General features: G+C 69.5%; 17 protein-coding genes and 1 tRNA gene. 5 read left to right on the forward strand and 13 right to left on the reverse strand.

The window, feature by feature from the left end; translation table 11 throughout:
* Positions 1-154: 154 nt before the first annotated feature.
* Together AB0H78_RS35895 and AB0H78_RS35900 are read right to left on the reverse strand one after the other, a co-directional pair.
* A complete protein-coding gene (locus AB0H78_RS35895) occupies positions 155-1,018 on the reverse strand; it encodes an NAD(P)H-binding protein (RefSeq protein ID WP_363239022.1) in 864 nt (287 codons plus the stop codon).
* Between the two features lie 77 nt (positions 1,019-1,095).
* The gene (locus tag AB0H78_RS35900) at positions 1,096-1,845 is read right to left on the reverse strand and encodes a VOC family protein (RefSeq protein WP_363239023.1); all 750 of its coding nucleotides are present in this window, start codon (positions 1,843-1,845) and stop codon (positions 1,096-1,098) included.
* Positions 1,846-1,910: 65 nt separating this feature from the next.
* Between AB0H78_RS35900 and AB0H78_RS35905 the strand changes: the two genes are divergently transcribed.
* On the forward strand, positions 1,911-2,351 hold the full coding sequence (locus tag AB0H78_RS35905) for a VOC family protein (RefSeq protein WP_363239024.1): 441 nt from the start codon (positions 1,911-1,913) through the stop codon (positions 2,349-2,351).
* A gap of 43 nt (positions 2,352-2,394) precedes the next feature.
* Here AB0H78_RS35905 and AB0H78_RS35910 read toward each other — a convergent pair.
* A tRNA-Val gene (locus tag AB0H78_RS35910) sits at positions 2,395-2,469 on the reverse strand.
* A 163-nt stretch (positions 2,470-2,632) separates the two neighbouring features.
* Between AB0H78_RS35910 and AB0H78_RS35915 the strand changes: the two genes are divergently transcribed.
* The 3 genes from AB0H78_RS35915 (at position 2,633) to AB0H78_RS35925 (ending at position 5,129) form a co-directional block, all read left to right on the forward strand.
* Positions 2,633-3,406 (forward strand): DUF4097 family beta strand repeat-containing protein, encoded by a 774-nt coding sequence (locus tag AB0H78_RS35915; protein WP_363239025.1) that lies wholly within the window; start codon positions 2,633-2,635, stop codon positions 3,404-3,406.
* A gap of 144 nt (positions 3,407-3,550) precedes the next feature.
* Entirely contained in the window at positions 3,551-4,861 is a 1,311-nt protein-coding gene (locus AB0H78_RS35920) for a hypothetical protein (protein ID WP_363239105.1), read from the forward strand.
* Between the two features lie 49 nt (positions 4,862-4,910).
* Positions 4,911-5,129 carry a zinc ribbon domain-containing protein gene (locus AB0H78_RS35925; RefSeq protein WP_363239026.1) on the forward strand — a complete coding sequence of 73 codons (219 nt, stop codon included), beginning with the start codon at positions 4,911-4,913 and terminating at the stop codon, positions 5,127-5,129.
* Between the two features lie 18 nt (positions 5,130-5,147).
* Here the strand turns inward: AB0H78_RS35925 and AB0H78_RS35930 are convergent, their stop codons facing one another.
* Genes AB0H78_RS35930 through AB0H78_RS35945 form a run of 4 tightly spaced genes read right to left on the reverse strand, consistent with a single transcriptional unit; the run spans position 5,148 to position 10,340 of the window.
* On the reverse strand, positions 5,148-5,807 hold the full coding sequence (locus AB0H78_RS35930) for a class I SAM-dependent methyltransferase (protein WP_363239027.1): 660 nt from the start codon (positions 5,805-5,807) through the stop codon (positions 5,148-5,150).
* Entirely contained in the window at positions 5,804-6,649 is an 846-nt protein-coding gene (locus AB0H78_RS35935; protein WP_363239028.1) for an HAD family hydrolase, read from the reverse strand. Before AB0H78_RS35935 ends, AB0H78_RS35930 begins: the two co-directional genes overlap by 4 nt.
* Entirely contained in the window at positions 6,646-9,138 is a 2,493-nt protein-coding gene (locus AB0H78_RS35940) for a phosphoribosyltransferase (protein WP_363239029.1), read from the reverse strand. The genes AB0H78_RS35935 and AB0H78_RS35940 overlap by 4 nt, the downstream gene beginning before the upstream one ends.
* 35 nt (positions 9,139-9,173) lie before the next feature.
* Complete coding sequence (locus AB0H78_RS35945) at positions 9,174-10,340, reverse strand: HpcH/HpaI aldolase/citrate lyase family protein (RefSeq protein WP_363239030.1); 1,167 nt, start codon at positions 10,338-10,340, stop codon at positions 9,174-9,176.
* A 175-nt stretch (positions 10,341-10,515) separates the two neighbouring features.
* Between AB0H78_RS35945 and AB0H78_RS35950 the strand changes: the two genes are divergently transcribed.
* Complete coding sequence (locus tag AB0H78_RS35950) at positions 10,516-11,274, forward strand: TerD family protein (RefSeq protein ID WP_363239031.1); 759 nt, start codon at positions 10,516-10,518, stop codon at positions 11,272-11,274.
* Between the two features lies 1 nt (position 11,275).
* Here AB0H78_RS35950 and AB0H78_RS35955 read toward each other — a convergent pair whose 3' ends face one another.
* The 6 genes from AB0H78_RS35955 to AB0H78_RS35980 all read right to left on the reverse strand — a co-directional run bounded on the left by AB0H78_RS35955 (position 11,276) and on the right by AB0H78_RS35980 (position 15,653).
* The gene (locus tag AB0H78_RS35955; protein ID WP_363239032.1) at positions 11,276-12,013 is read right to left on the reverse strand and encodes a Tellurium resistance; all 738 of its coding nucleotides are present in this window, start codon (positions 12,011-12,013) and stop codon (positions 11,276-11,278) included.
* A gap of 105 nt (positions 12,014-12,118) precedes the next feature.
* A complete protein-coding gene (locus AB0H78_RS35960; RefSeq protein WP_363239033.1) occupies positions 12,119-13,261 on the reverse strand; it encodes a DUF475 domain-containing protein in 1,143 nt (380 codons plus the stop codon).
* 22 nt (positions 13,262-13,283) lie between these two features.
* Positions 13,284-13,859 (reverse strand): TerD family protein, encoded by a 576-nt coding sequence (locus AB0H78_RS35965; RefSeq protein WP_363239034.1) that lies wholly within the window; start codon positions 13,857-13,859, stop codon positions 13,284-13,286.
* Positions 13,860-13,953: 94 nt separating this feature from the next.
* Positions 13,954-14,529 carry a TerD family protein gene (locus tag AB0H78_RS35970; protein ID WP_329116757.1) on the reverse strand — a complete coding sequence of 192 codons (576 nt, stop codon included), beginning with the start codon at positions 14,527-14,529 and terminating at the stop codon, positions 13,954-13,956.
* A 100-nt stretch (positions 14,530-14,629) separates the two neighbouring features.
* Positions 14,630-15,088, reverse strand: a complete 459-nt coding sequence (locus tag AB0H78_RS35975; protein ID WP_363239035.1) for a peroxiredoxin — start codon at positions 15,086-15,088, stop codon at positions 14,630-14,632.
* Positions 15,089-15,215: 127 nt separating this feature from the next.
* Entirely contained in the window at positions 15,216-15,653 is a 438-nt protein-coding gene (locus tag AB0H78_RS35980; RefSeq protein WP_363239036.1) for a DUF3052 domain-containing protein, read from the reverse strand.
* Positions 15,654-15,969: the final 316 nt, after the last annotated feature.

A 15,969-nucleotide genomic window follows, 5' to 3' on the forward strand; every position in this document is an offset into this window, starting at 1 on the left:
ATCGAGTCCCGGTTATCAATTCCGGCATGCCGAAATTGTCCCCGGTGGGGTGTCGTGCTGAGTTTGGTTGCCGCTTTCGCGGCGGGATGGCCGCCTCGGAACCGGTGAGGTTCCGTGGCAACTCGGAGGACAGTACGGACCGTACGGTTCCACGTCAATTCGGGGCCCCGCACAGGGCGGCAGCGTGTTCGGCGGCCCACTCGCGGTACGTCAGCGCGGGGCGTCCCAGGGTCTTCTCCACCTCGCCGGTGCGCGGCACAGCGCCGTCGAGGTCTCGGGCGTATCGCGCCATCAGGGCGGTGACGAAGGGCTCGGGGACACCGCGCTCCACCATCCCCTTCGCGGCGATGTGCGGCGGGACCTCCTCGTACCGCAGTGGGCGGCCGATCGCTTCGCCGAGCACCGCGACCATCTCCTCCTGTGTGAGCGACTGCGGGCCTGTGAGCTCCAGCCGCGTTCCCACCAGGTCGTCGTTCAGCAGTGCGTTAGCCGCCACCGCCGCCAGGTCACGTTCGTGGAGCGGGGATTCGGCGAAGGCGGCGTACGGGCCTCGTACGACGTCCCCTGCCTGGATCTGCCCGCCCCATGCGTGCAGGGAGCTCATCGCGAAGGTCGCCGGACGCAGGCTCACCCACTCCAGGCCGCTCTCCACCGCTGCGGTCTCGGCTTCCTTGTTCCTGTCGCCCCGGTAGCGGGACGGCTGGTCCGCCAAGGGCTCGTCGATGTTGAGCGCGGCCATCGCCACCACGCGGCGCACTCCGTGCTCGCGGGCGAGCGCGACCAGTTCGGTTGCGCGGTCGCCGGCCGCGCGTGGGTGGAGGAAGAGGCTCGTCACGCCGTCCATCGCCGCGGCCAGGGTGGCGGGGTCCGACGGGTCGCCCTCGACCACCTCCGCGCCGGCGGGCATGCGGGCCGTGGACGCGGTACGGCTCACGGCCCGCACGTCGGCTCCCTCTGCCTGGAGAATGTCGACGAGCGGGCGGCCTACCAGGCCTGTCGCACCGGTGATCAGGATCATTTGCGTACTCCTCTGCAACCTTGCCTGTTCGGTTGCGTCCTGAGAGCGGTGCGCCTGTCGGATGTGTGACATGCGGGTCAGCCGGTGGGATTCCCCGTGTGCGGGTCGCGGGAGGTGAGGCAGTAGAGCAGGCCCGCCGGGTCCCTCATCACGGTCCAGTGCGGGAAGCGGGCGACGAACGTGGCGCCGTGCTTCTCGTGCCAGGTCCTGACCGCCTCCACGTCCGAGCAGGCCAGGTCGAGATGGGCCGTGGTCGGGCGGTCCTCGTCCAGGCGCTGGAACAGGATGCGCACAGGGAGGGCGGGGGCGGGTGCGACGCGCTGGAACTCGGGCAGGGCGCTCTGCCCCCGCTCCCAGCCGGTCAGCCCGGCCCAGAAGGCCGCTTCGGTGTCGTACGCGGCCGGTGCCAGGTCGATGCAGATCTGGTCGAGGCGGCTGTACGCGCCCTCCGGTCCCTCGACCGGGTCCGGTCGTACGGACTCGCCCTGCCAGGGGACCACGCAGAAGAGCTGGCCGCCCGGCGATCGCATCACGACCAGTCCCGGCTCGGCTGCCACGACCTCGGCACCCAGCCCCTCGGCCGCACGTACGAACGCGTCGATGTCGTCCACCGCGAGGTCCGGATGCGCGCCGCCGCCCGACCCGACACCCTGGATCTTCACGCACGCGTCGCCGGCTGCGGGCAGGAGTGTCGCGAACTCACCCTGATCTCCCCGGCGTTCGGACAGATGCGTGCCCGTGACCTGCGTCCAGAAGGCGCAGCTCCCGTCGAACTGGTCCTGGGGGCGGTCGATGAAGACGTAGGACCAGCGGATCGTCTGATTCATGTCGCTCCTGTCCTGGATACTGCCGCTGCGGACACCGTGGCCGTACTACGCGAAGGAGACCCGGCGTGACGATCCAGCGGATGGACAACGTTCTCATCGTTGTCGAGGATCTTGATGCGGTTATTTCGTTCTTCGTCGAGCTCGGTATGGAGCTGGAGGGCAAGGGGCCGGTCGAAGGCCGTTGGGTGGAGCGGGTGATCGGGGTCGACGGCGTGCGGCAGGACGTCGCCATGCTGCGGGTCCCCGACGGCCATGGGCGTATCGAGCTGGCCTCGTTCCACACGCCGAAGGCGATCCGCTCCGAGCCCGAGGACGCGCCGGCGAACACGCTGGGCATCCGCCGCATCATGTTCGCCGTCGACGACATCGAAGACACCGTGGCCCGGCTGCGCACCCACGGCGCCGAGCTCGTCGGCGAGGTGGAGCGGTTCGAGGACATCTACCTGCTCTGCTACGTCCGCGGGCCCGAGGGCATCGTCGTCGGACTGGCGGAGCAGCTCGGCTGAACGGGAAAGCCCCCCGGCCGATGACAGCAGGGGGGCTTTGTGCTGGTGGGCGTGGACGGTTTCGAACCGCCGACATTCGCTTTGTAAGAGCGACGCTCTACCCCTGAGCTACACACCCGTGGAGGAAGCAACAGAGTACATGGCTGGTGGGGGCTGCTCGCAAACCCGTTGGGCGGGCCGTGCCGGGGGTTATCCCCACCTCGGATGCGGTGGGCGGCCGGATCGCGGGGTCGGGGGGCCGGTTCGTACCGTGAGCGCATCGTCGGGTTCTAGTTGGGGGAATGATCACTGTGGCACTCCGTACTCGCACGCTGCTCGCCGCAGGCGGCGCCGTCCTCGTGTCCTTCGCGCTGACCGGGTGCGGTGCGGATGCGGGGGACGCCAAGGCCGAGCACAAGTCGTTCGCGTTCAGCGGGAAGACGCTGACCATCGTCTCGGACGATTCGCAGATCGAGCTGGTGCCCGCCGATGTGAAGGACGTCGAGGTCACCCGGCGCGTGGACGGGTGGGTGTTCATGGGCACCGGTCCCGAGGCGAAGTGGTCGATGAAGGACGGGACGCTCAAGCTGCGGGTGAAGTGCGATGCGGTGGCGAGCAGTTGTGAGGCGCGGCACGAGGTGAAGGTGCCGCGCGGGGTGACCGTGACCGTGCAGGCCGACAACGGGGCCGTCACCGCCACCGGGTTCAGCACTTCGCTCAAGCTGCGGTCCGACAACGGGCGGGTGACCGTACGCGACTCCAGTGGGCCGCTCGACCTCAACAGCGACAACGGGAAGGTCGAGGGCGAGGGGATCACCTCGAAGAGCGTCGTCGCCGACTCGAACAACGGGTCCGTGCGGCTCACGCTCGCCTCGGTGCCCGACCGGGTCGAGACCAGCAGCAACAACGGCGCGGTGGAGATCGCGCTGCCCGGTGGGTCGGGGGTCACCTATCAGGTGAGCACCAAGACCAGCAACGGTGACGTGCATGTGGACGTGCCCCGCAGCGACACGAGTGCCCATGTGGTGCGTGCGACGAGTGACAACGGGGAAGTCACCGTCCGAAGCGCGAACTAACCGGCCCGTGTGTTCGTCCTTACCGGGTGGGAGAATGTACCGGGCAGGACGGACCAGCACGGGAGAGGGATTGTGACGGCAGGACGGGCAAGGAGCGGTCAGTCGCACGCGCGATCGAGTTCTGCCGTCCGGGACGTCCGCGACATCCTCACGGTCATGGTTCTGCCGCTGCCGCTCCTTGCCGCCGCGATGACCTCGGCCTTTGCCGGGGGCGGGACCAGGCGCTGGTTCGGCGGGCGCGGGGAGAGCGTGCGGGCCGATGCGCAGGCCGCGAAGGATGCGGCCGCTGCGGCCTTCCTGGAGCTGGACACCGCGCAGCGCGATCTTGAGATCTCGATCGAGACGATCACCGCGGTGGACAGCTCGCCCGCCGCACGCAGGGCCGCGGACGATTTCGCGGCACTCGGGCGGCGCATCGACGAGGTCAGTACGGCCTACATCACCGCTGTCGATGCCCATGATCTCGACCGGGACGATCTTGAGGCGTCCGTCGCCGCGCAGGCGCGCACCGAGCTGACGCGGGCCAAGGACGATCTTGTACGGGTGAAGGGCGAGCTCGACCGGTTCGGTCAGGGGCTCGGGTCGCTCCTCGGGAAGGCCGAGACCCAGCTTGCTCGGCTGGCGCCCGCCGTGGAGCGGGCGCGGCAGGCGCTGCTGGGTGCGAGCAACGCGCTGGATGCCGTACGGGCGGCCGGGCTGAAGGCCGACGACCTCGCCGCGCGGCTCGCCGCTCTCGCGCCCGAGCTGACCAGGCTCAATCAGGGGGCCGGGCAGCACGGTGTGTCGGACACGCTGCAGCGTGCGGACCGGGTGCTGCGCGATGCCGAGGCCGTACGTACCGAGGCCGCGCGGCTGCCCGAGCGGGCGGCGGAGATCGACCGTCGGCTCGTATCGCTGCGGACGCGTGCGCAGGCGCTGACGACCCGGGCGGGCACGGTGGATCCGGTGCTGAGCGAGTTGCGGCGCAGGTTCACCGCGCCGTGCTGGCAGGACCTGCAGCATGTGCCGGAGCAGGCGGCCCTGGCGGTGCGCCAGGCGGAGGAGAAGCTGCGGGACGCCGCCAAGGCGCGGGACGAGCAGCGGTGGCCCGATGCGACGTCGCTGCTGACCACGGTGCGGGCGCTGCTGAACACCACGGATGAGGCCGTGTCTGCCGCCGGCGGGCGGCTGGAGCGGCTGAATGCCGTCGCCAAGGATCCGCAGCAGGAGATCCAGCGCACGCGGTTCGCGCTGCGCGATGCGCAGCGGCTCGCGATGGCCGGGCGAAACACGCCCGACCCGCGCCATGCCCGGCCGCTGGACGACGCGGTGGGGCGCCTGGACCGGGCGGTCGCCGGGCTCGAGGGGCGGCATCCCGACTACTGGCACTTCCTGACCGAGACCGAGGCCGTACGGCAGGCGACGGCGCGCGTCGTGGCGGAGATCCGCGAGGACCGGGGTGCGGGCGCCCACTGATTGCGGTGGGCGCGGGTCGGCGGGTGCGGGGCACCGCTAGCCTGGGCGCATGCCCCGTTACGAGTACCGCTGCCGCAGCTGTGGCGACACCTTTGAGGTCAGCCGTCCGATGGCCCAGTCGTCGGACCCCGCATCGTGCCCCGCCGGGCACGACGACACCGTGAAGCTGCTGTCCGCTGTCGCGGTGGGCGGGACGCAGGGATCAGGGCCCGCGCCGTCCGCAGGCGGCGGTGGTGGCGGGTGCTGCGGCGGGGGTTGCTGCAGCTGACGTACGGACGGTTGCCCGTCAGCGCTTGCGGGAGAGCGTGAGGCCGTCCGAGATGGCCAGCAGCACGCTCTCCATCCGCTGGTCGGCGGCCACATGGTCGTTGAACTTCTGGATGGCCGCCGCACTGCCCGATGCGCTCGGGTCGACGACCTCGCCGTGGAAGAGCACGTTGTCGGCGACGATCAGCCCGCCCTGGCGCATCCGGGGCACCAACTCCTCCCAGTACGCGATGTAGTTGCCCTTGTCGGCGTCGACGTATGCGAGGTCGATGTGCGGCTCGGCCGGCATCGCGCGCAGGGTGTCGACGGCCGGTGCGATCCGCAGGTCGATACGGCTCGCCACCCCGGCCCTGGTCCAGGCCTCCTTGCCGTACGCGGTCCACTCCTCCGAGACGTCGCAGGCGATGAGCCGGCCGTCCTCGGGGAGCGCCTGCGCCATGGAGAGCGCGGAGAAACCGGTGAAGGTGCCCACCTCGACGATGTGGCGGGCGCCGGTCAGCCGGACCAGGAAAGCGAGCAACGGGCCCTGTTCCTGGGCCGATTGCATTCCCGCGTAGTCGGGGAAGGTGGCGTACGTCGTCTCCACGAGGTCGCGCTGGACGGCATCCAGCGGGGGGTTGTGGTCGAGCATGTACGCGTACAGCTCGTCGGTGATCTTGGTGCTGTTTCCCTTGGTCATGCTGCGACTTTAGGTCCCGGCTCCAGGAATCGGCGGAGGATCTCCTCGCCTGCGGCCACGCCGCGCTCGGTGAGCGCCGTGACGTTCGGGGCGCTCCAGCCGGAGTCGGCGAGCTCGCCGTGGCCCGGCTGCCAGCCGTGGTCGGCGGCGAGGAGCAGGTCGGCATCGAGGAGCGAATCGCCTGCGGCGAGGGTGAGTTGGGCTCCGGAGCGGTCGGCCACCTCGCGCATGGCGGCGCTCTTGGTGAGGGGCTTCGGTACGGCGTAGATCTTGCGGCCCTGCAGCGAGACGGTCCAGCCGCGGGGCTCCGTCCACTCGGACAGTTCCTTCAGCCAGCCCTCCGGCAGCTGCTCGCGCTCGACGACCAGATACGCGAAGAGGTCCTCGGCGACGCGCTCCTTGCGCAGCCAGGAGGGGTCGGCGGCGGAGACGAGGTGGCTGCGGACCTCGGCGAGGGAGGCGCACTCGTCGGCGAGGCGGCGGGTGACGCCGCGGTGCCAGTCCGGGTCGCTCACGCCGTCGACGAGGACGTGGCCGCCGTTGGCGCAGATCGCGAACTTCGGTGGCGGGCAAGGCAGTTGGATGCGCTGGTACTGCTTGCGGGTGCGGGTCGTCGTGGGCACGAAGACCGTGCGCGCCGCGACCTCGGGCAGCAGGGAGGCCGCCGTCTCCGTCATGTAGGAGAGCGGTTTGCCTTCGTAGATCTCGACGCACAGCAGGCGCGGGGCCACCGCGTCGGGCATCGTCAGGGCGAGTGCGGCCCGGGAGTAGATGAGGGTGCGGTCGAGGTCGCTCGCGACCAGGACGGGGCCTTTGGCGGGTGTGGTGGGTGTGGTGGTCACTTGGCCGCCACCGCCTTGCCGTCCGCGCCGGTCGCGCCGCGCGTGAAGCGCGGGTGGATCAGACCCACGCAGGTGTACGGAAGGCCGTCGACCTCCTCGACGGGGACGCCGCGCTGTTCGGCGAGGAGGCGTACGTGATCGAGGTCGGGGCCCGCGCCGCGAAGGGCCAGGATCTTCCAGGGGACGCGGCGCAGCAGGACGCGGGTGGTCTCGCCGACGCCCGGCTTGACGAGGTTGACGTCGTGGATGCCGTACTCCTCGCTGATCCGCTCGACGGCGGCCCAGCCCTCCCAGGTCGGCGAGCGGTCCGCCGAGAGGAGCTCCTTGACCTCGGTGTCGACGGCGTCGGCGACCTCGTCGAAGTGGGCGGCGACCGTGTCGATGAAGTCGGTGGAGACGTCCGCGTCCATCAGTTCGCGGTAGAACTTACCGCCGTGGAAGTCGTCGGGGCCCACGAGGTCGGCGCGGAGCACGGTGCGTGAAATGAGCCCGGATACCGTGGAGTTGAGGCAGGCGGACGGGATCAGGAAGTCCTCGCGGGTGCCGTACGTACCGACGCAGCCGCCCGGGTCGGCGAGGACCGCGATCTCCGGATTGAAGCCGGGGAAGGCTTCCAGCGCTTCGGCGAGCTCGCGGGTGATGGCACCCTTGCCCGTCCAGCCGTCGACGAAGACGACGTCGGCGGGGTCGTGGTGCGCGGCGAGCCAGCGCAGGGCATTGGTGTCGATGCCCCGGCCGCGGACGATGGAGACGGCGTAGTGCGGAAGGTCGAGGCCACGGCGCTGCTGGGCCCAGCGTCGCATCAGGACGCCGACCGGGGTGCCCGCGCGGGCGAGCGAGACCAGCACGGGGCGCGGGGAGCGCTCGGCGAGGACGGTCTCGGTGACGGTGCCGACGGCCTGGGCGATGCGGGCCGCCGAGGTCTCCAGGGCGGCGTGGAAGAGCTGCTGGTACTGCGCGCTGGGCTGGTACTCGACGGGCAGCGACTCCGCGTAGTGGGCGCCGCCCGCCTGTATCGCCTCCTCGCGCTCCTCGGTGGGCGCCTCGAGCTCCACGCCGGAGAGGTCCTGGAGGAGCCAGCCGACGTCCTCCGGCGCGTACGAGGAGAAGGCGGGGCCGCGCAAGGGCTCGGGCAGGCTCTGGGGCATGGGGGGCGTTTCCTGCCGTTCGGGTGCGTAACTGGGGACGACGGCCAGGAGCACGCGCGGGGTGTGCGCCGCGAGGCGGTCCAACAGGCCGTCGGGGGCGTGCAGTTCGGGGGTGTCCGCGGTGGAGTCGACGACGGCTATGACGGCGTCGAAGCCCGCGCCGGCCACGTTGTACGCGAACCGGGGCCCGGGCCCGTCGTCGGGGTTGTCGTGGGAGGGGAAGACGAGGCGGGTGCGGATGGCGTACCCGGGGTCGTCGACGGCGAGGACGGGCGAGCGGGTGGTGGTGGAGTACCTGACGTCGGCCCCGCCCTCCTCCAGCGCGAGCCCGAGCCGCAGCGGCGCGTACATGAGCTCCTCGAAGCCGAGGACGAGCACGCGGGGGGTGCGCGGCGCGCCGGGCGCGGGGGCGGCGGGCGCAGGCGCGGCGGCCAGCTCTGCCGCGATGCGGGCCGCCATGCCCGGCAGCGCGGCCTCCAGGGCCGTGCGGTGCGCGGGCGTGAAGCCGTGGCGGCCGCCGTCGGGTATGCGGGCGGGCCAGTCGAGGGCGACGCGGGTGACGGTGCCGCGGCCGGGACGGGGCGCCGGGGCCGTCCCGCGCTGATCGGGCAGGGCCTCGGCGCGGTCCGTGCCCGGCTGCGCGGCCTCGTGCTCCTCGACCAGGAGCCGGCCCTTTTCCAGTACGCCGTCGGGCAGGCGCACCGTCCCCGATGCCATCGCCACCAGGTCGACCTGTGCGTCGATCTCCTGGGCGAACTCCGTCAGGCGGCCGTGGTCCTGCGGCGAGCGCATGTCGACCAGAGCGACGATCACGTACCGCCCGCGCGGGTAGCGCGCGTGCAGGTCCCGGATCGTGTTGAGCACCGTGTTGCCGGTGGAGAACTCGTCGTCCACGAGGATCAGCGGGCCGTCCCCGGCCAGCAGCCGCGGGTTCTCCGGGAGCAGCAGGTGCGACGTGGCGTGGGAGTGGGACTCCTCGAAGCCTCCGGCCGTGGCGACCCCGGGAACCTGGCGGCGGGTCGAATGCAGGTACGGGACCAGGCCCACACCGTCGGCCACCGCATGGCCCAGGGCGGTCGCGGTCTCGGCGTATCCGAGGACCACCGACCGCGCCGCGGCTTCGGTGCCGAGCAGTTCCAGGACCCGCTCGCCCAGCGCGAACCCCGATCCGTACACCACCGAGGGCTTCTGCGGCACGTGCTTGCCCAGCACGTTCGACACCAGCAGGTGCGCCCGCTTGGGGTTGCGGCGCAGGGCCAGGCCGAGGAGGCCCGGCAGCGACTCGTCCCCGACGAGGCGGACGTCGAGCCGCTCCGCGACCCATGTTCCCGACCAGACCACTCGCTGTGTCTCTTCCGTTCGTCGTGCGTGTCGTGTCACGCGTTGAGGCCGGCCGTCAGCAGCTCCACGAAGCCGATGTCTTCCTTCGCGACGCCGAACGCCTCGGCCCGCTGGAGTGTCCGCTCGGCCCAGGCCCGGTGCGGCTTCACTTCGTTCATCTTGTTCGTGTACGCGGAACGCAGCACTCCGCCGCCGCCCCGGTCCGGCCGCAGGATGTCCTGCGCGTCGCTGAACTCCTCGTGGCTGACGACCGACAGCGCGTGGACGGGGACGACGTGCGAGGGGTGGATGCAGGTCTTGCCGAGCAGGCCGTTGGCCCGGTCGAGTTCGATCTCGCGCAGCAGTCCGTCCAGGTCGTGCTCGATGAGCGCGGTGCGCAGCTCCTCCGCCCGCCCCTCCATGAAGGGGCTGCGGCGCAGCTGCGGTTTGAACATCCGCTCCTGGACGCGGAAGTACTCCCAGACTGGCCCGGTGATGGTGAATCCAGTGCCGTCCGAGCGCCCCAGGACGTTCACGACGTCCGCGATGACGGCGGCCACGATCTGAACGTCGTACGCGGTCATGTCGGGCGCCCTGCGCAGTCCGTACGCCGAGCAGAAGTCGGTGACGCCGAGCCGCAGCGCGAGGACCCGCTCGCGGTACTTGTCGACGGTGCGGGCGATCCCGGCGAGGGCTTCGGTGCGGGTCTCCAGGTGGAGGAGCTCGGGCGATTCGAGGACCGGCATGGCGAAGAGCCGCTGCCCGCTCGCCGCCTCCGCCGCGGCGAGCGCCTCCAGGAAGGCCACTCCGCGCTCCTCGGTGAACTTCGGCAGCACGAATCCCGAGAGCAGCCGGCCCGCGGCGCCGAGCCTGCGCACCAGGTCGGGTATCTGGGCGGGCTCGCGCACCCGGATGAAGAGCAGCGGAACGTCGCAGCTGCCGCGGGCCGCGAGGTCGGCGAACTGGCGCACGAGATTGGCTTCGCCGCCGGCGACCTCGGAGTCGTCGATGGAGTCCTCCAGGCACAGGACCATGGAGACGACGCCGCGCCCGGCCTGCTTCACCACGTCGTCCGCGAGCCGAGGCCGGGTGGCAGGGCTGTAGAGCGTGGCGCCGAGTGCGGCGGCAAGCGTGTGCGCCGGTGAGGCGGCGCTGAACTCTGCCGGCTGCTGGTGGAACAGTCCGTCCCGGACAGCGGCCGGGATATGCCCGAAATGACGCATGTAAATCCCCCGTACTGCCACGGTGGCGCTGAGGTTGTGTGGCCGGTAATAGTACGTATAAGCGACGTCAAGAGTTCCTCAAGCACGTGAAATTCAGGTAACTCGCCCGCTTCCGCACCATGTACTGGACGTATGTGAAACCCCGCGTTGTACCGGTGCGGGCCCGGGAGGCAGGATGACCGGCATGACGCACGCCATGTTGAAGGGTTCGAACGTCCCGCTGGACGCCACGGCCGTGCGCGCCGTGATCCGCTGGATTCCGGGCCCCGACGGCCACGACGTGGACGCCTCGGCCCTGCTCCTGGGTGCCGACGGCCGGGTGCGCTCCGACGAGGACTTCATCTTCTACAACCAGCCGCGTCACCCCTCGGGACTGGTCCGCAGGCTGCCCAAGAAGGCCGTCACCGGCGCCCGCACCGACACCGTCGAGGTCGATCTGGCCCGTCTCGACCCTTCGGTCGACCAGGTGGTGCTCGCCGCTTCGACCGACCGTGACGTGCCGTTCCAGTCCGTACGGGACCTGCAGATCCTGCTGTACGACGCGGGGGCGGGCGGCGGCGAGGGCCAGCCGCTGACGGTCTTCGAGGTGAAGCCGGAGACCGGCGAGGAGACGGCGATCATCTGCGGCGAGCTCTACCGGCGCGGGGAGGGCTGGAAGTTCCGGGCGGTGGGGCAGGGGTATCCGACGGGGCTGATCGGTCTGGCCACCGCCTTCGGCATCTCGGTCGACGAGACGGAGACGCAGCCGGACCAGCCGGCCCAGGCCCCCGCGCCCGTACCCCCGCAGCCGCAGGAACCGCCGGCGTACGGCTACCCGCAGTCGATGACGACCCAGCCCGCGTACGGCTACCCGCAGCCGGCCGCGGCCGCCGCCTTCGCCCCCGACCCGAACTTCCGGCTGCCGCCGATGGGTCCGCAGTTCCTGCCGCGCTAGCTCAGATCTTGGCCTTGTAGCCCCGGCCCCACTGCAGCCCCCATCCGTAGAGCCGGTCCAGCTCCGCCTGGAAGCCGTACACGAACTTCACCTCGCGGCGCACGACCATGTCGCCCTTGACGTTCTCGATGGAGACGACCGCGCAGGAACGTGCCTCCGGGGCCCGCTCCTCCAGGTTGATCTCGATCCGCGGCCCGTTGCTCGGGTAGAGCGTCACCACCGCGTGCGTACGGTCGAAGGCGGGCGTCTGGTCGTAGATGTAGACGAAAACCAGCAGCCGCTTGATCTCTTCGCGGTGGTCGAGGTTGACGAAGATCGTCTCGCCCGACGGGGAGCCGAACCGGTCGTCACCGCTCAGCTGGACGTACGGCGGCGCGTTCAGGTCGCCGAACAGGCCGCCCAGCGGCTGCACCACGCCCTTGGTGCCGTCCTCCAGCTCATAGAGGCAGCCCAGGTCGAGGTCGACGTTGACGACACCCTGGGTGTGCGCCTGGACCACGTCGGGCTGGAACATCTTGAGGGGGTGCCGCAGCAGGCTGCCGTTCCCCTTCGAGCGGCCGCCGATGTCGGAACTGCGCATCCGCCAGGACAGGTTGACGCGCAGGTTGCCGGTGGTCGCCCCTTGCTTGGTGAGCGAGACCGACGGGTGGCGCTTCGTCAGCTCGATGGAGTTGGATGCCGCGCTGCCCGACTCGTAGTGCGGATGGTTCTCCCTCTTGAAGCTGTCCCAGAAGGCCATCGCCCACCCCCAGATGTCTCGTGTCCCGCACAGAACAGCGGGACGGCCAGGAGACTGTGCGCCTCGAAGCCGCCCCGCTCAGAGCGTTCCGCAATCTGCTCCGGGTCACACCCCGGAGGAGACTTCTTGCTTTTCGCTAAAATCCCCGCCGCCCTCCGCCTCGATGCGCTTGTTGCGGCGCACCGACGACCAGAACGACCAGGCGATCAGCACGACGCCCACGAGGCCGGTGATGACCTCGTTGATCTCGTACTGGATGGTGACGAGCAGGATGACGGCGAGCGCGCCGATCGCGTAGTGCGCGCCGTGCTCCAGGTAGACGTAGTCGTCGAGGGTGCCCTGGCGGACCAGGTAGACCGTCAGCGAACGTACGTACATGGCGCCGATGCCCAGGCCCAGCGCCATCAGCACGATGTCGTTGGTGATGGCGAAGGCGCCGATGACCCCGTCGAAGGAGAAGGACGCGTCGAGGACCTCGAGGTAGAGGAACATGAAGAACGCGGCCTTGCCGGCCATGACGGCCGCGGGAACGACGCTGCCGCTCTTCTCGGCCGCTTCCTCGGCCTCGTGCTCGCGCTCCTCCTCTTCCTCGAGACGGTTCTCGAAGAATCCGGAGAGCCCGCCGACGACGAGATACGTGATCAGTCCGGCGAGGCCGGAGATCAGCACCGTCTGCGCCTTGTCCACATGGACGCCGCCGTGCTGGTGGGCGTGGGTGGCGACGGTGAACGCGGAGACGAGCAGCACGATCATCGCGATGCAGACCGACAGCATGTCGACCTTGCCGAGCTTGGCGAGCGGGCGCTCCAGCCACGCGAGCCACTTGATGTCCCGGTCCTCGAAGATGAAGTCGAGGAAGATCATGAGCAGGAACATGCCGCCGAAGGCCGCGATGGACGGGTGCGCGTCGGTGACGAGCTGCTGGTAGCGGTCCTTGTCGTTCAGCGCGAGCCTGACCGCCTCGATGGGGCCGAGCTTGGCGCTGATGGCGACGATGACGACGGGGAACACCAGCCGCATGCCGAAGACGGCGATCAGCACGCCGATCGTGAGGAAGATGCGCTGCCAGAAGGCATTCATCTTCTTCAGGATGCCGGCGTTGATCACCGCGTTGTCGAACGACAGCGAGACCTCGAGGACCGCCAGGATGGCGACGACGCCGAACGCCGTCCAGCCGTCGTAGAGCACCCCCAAGGCCAGGCCGATCGCGGTGATCGCGAACGACCAGCCGAAGGTTTTCAGAATCACTGGCTACCCCATTGATAAGGCTTTACGAAACGTTGACCCCGAAGTCTAGAGCGATGCCCCGGAGTCCTGACGCGTACCCCTGCCCGACGGCACGGAACTTCCACTCCCCGCCGTACCGATAGAGCTCGCCGAAGATCATCGCGGTCTCCGAGGAAGCGTCCTCGCTCAGGTCGTAACGGGCGAGTTCCTGGCCGTCCGCCTGGTTCACGACGCGGATGAAAGCGTTGCTGACCTGGCCGAAGGTCTGGCCACGGTTGTCCGCGTCATGGATCGAGACAGGGAAGACGATCTTGTCGCAGTGCTCGGGCACCTTGGAGAGATCCACCAGGATCGACTCGTCGTCGCCGTCGCCCTCACCGGTGAGGTTGTCACCCGTGTGCTCCACCGAGCCGTCCGGGCTGGTGAGTTGGTTGTAGAAGATGAACCACTCGTCGCCGAGCACCCGCCCCGACTGGCACAGCAGCGCGCTGGCGTCGAGGTCGAAGTCGGCTCCGGTGGTGGAGCGTGCGTCCCAGCCGAGCCCGACCAGTACTTGCGTGAGGTTGGGTGCGGCCTTGGAGAGGGAGACATTGCCTCCCTTGGCGAGCGTGACGCCCATGGTCTTTGGTCCTCCCCGAGGTACGAAGACAGGTGTTGAGCGCGTCCGGCGCCGCACTGGTCGAGTGCGGCGCCGGACGGTGTGACAGGCCCTGCTAGACGTTGACCCCGAAGTCCTGGGCGATACCGCGCAGACCCGAGGCGTAGCCCTGGCCGATGGCACGGAACTTCCACTCCGCGCCGTTGCGGTAGAGCTCGCCGAAGACCATGGCGGTCTCCGTCGAGGCGTCCTCGCTCAGGTCGTAGCGCGCCAGCTCGGTGTTGTCGGCCTGGTTCACCACGCGGATGTACGCGTTCCGCACCTGGCCGAAGCTCTGCTGGCGGCTCTCGGCCTCGTAGATCGAGACCGGGAAGACGATCTTGGCGACATCGGCGGGCACCCCGGCGAGGTTCACCTTGATGACCTCGTCGTCGCCCTCGCCCTCACCGGTGAGGTTGTCACCGGTGTGCTCCACCGAGCCGTCGGGGCTCTTGAGGTTGTTGAAGAAGACGAAGTTCGAGTCGTTGGCGACCTTGCCCGCTTCGTTCGTCAGCAGCGCGCTGGCGTCGAGGTCGAAGTCGCCTCCGGTGGTGGTGCGCGCGTCCCAGCCGAGACCGACGATGACCGCCGTCAGGTTGGGTGCGGCCTTGGTCAGCGAGACGTTGCCGCCCTTGCTGAGGCTGACTCCCACGAGTCCTCCCTAGATGTGTTGCCACAGTTGGTGCAATTGCATTGGCATCGGATCAACGAACAGATCCTAGTGACCGGTTCCCGGCCACGGCAGACTCTTGTCAGAGCGCGTCGAGCGCCTTGACGTACTCGTTCAGGTCACGCGCGTCCGGCAGAGCGTTGACGACGCTCCAGCGGACGACGCCCTCCTTGTCGATGATGAAGGTGCCGCGCACCGCGCACCCCTTGTCCGCGTCGAAGACGCCATAGGCGCGCGAGGTCTCGCCGTGCGGCCAGAAGTCCGACACGAGGGGGTATTCGAGCCCCTCCTGCTCGGCGAAGACCCGCAGGGTGTGAATGGAGTCGTTCGATACGGCGAGCAGCTGCACGTCGTCGTTGACGAACTGCGGCAACTCGTCGCGCAGCGCGCACAGCTCGCCCGTGCACACACCCGTGAAAGCGAAGGGGTAGAAGAGCAGCACCACGTTCTTCTCACCGCGGAAGTCGGCGAGCTTCACGGTCCGGCCGTGGTTGTCCTTCAGCTCGAATTCCGGGGCCTTGGTGCCGACCTCGATCGCCATGGAAACGCCTTCCCTCGGTTGCGCCGTTCAGGTGGTGCCCAGCCTATGCGGAAGGCCCCCACCGACCGGAGTCGGTGGGGGCCCTCTGCTTTCGTCCGTGCGGAGTCCTTACGCGGCCGGTGACGGCTCAGCGCTTGGACCTCACCGCCTTCGGGGTGACCAGACGGCTGCCCGTCCAGTCCTTGCCGGCGCTGACGCTCTTGGTCTGGGCGAGGCCCGCGGTCTGCGATGCCTCGTTGATGTCACTCGGCTCGACATAGCTGTCTCGGCCTGTCTTCGGAGTCATCAGCCAGACCGCGCCGCCCTCTTCGATCAGACCGATGGCGTCAACCAGCGCGTCCGTAAGGTCGCCGTCCTCGTCCCTGAACCAGAGCACGACGACGTCAGCGACGTCGTCGTATTCCTCGTCGACGAGTTCCTGGCCGGTAATGGCCTCAATGCCCTCACGGAGTTCCTGCTCGACGTCGTCGTCGTAGCCGATCTCCTGGACCACTTGTCCGGGCTCGAACCCCAGGCGTGCTGCCGGGTTGGTTCGCTCCTCCGCGTGGTCCGCGGTCGCGCTCACGGATTGCCTCCTGATCGTTTTTCGGGAAATGCTTCAGCCACGCGCGGGCGCGGGGCGTTGGCCGTAGTCCACACGGACGGGGCGGATCGCGCAAGTACCCGGCCGCCGAGACCGCCGAAACGGTGACGTTTCCAGGCACCTCACCCCAACTCCTGGCAGGTCCGGACCCCTCTTGGTGATTCATCCCACACGGTTGGTCCGCATTTGTGACCATCCGCGGCTTCGGTGCGTCGTCCGGGCCCGCGACAGGCCCGGAAAGCCGTCGGGAACGGGTGCGCGACATGGGCGTAAGATTGCGATTTGGCCGAACTCCCTC

Origin of the sequence: Streptomyces sp. NPDC050738 (genome assembly GCF_040654175.1) — a bacterium.
Lineage (GTDB): Bacteria > Actinomycetota > Actinomycetes > Streptomycetales > Streptomycetaceae > Streptomyces.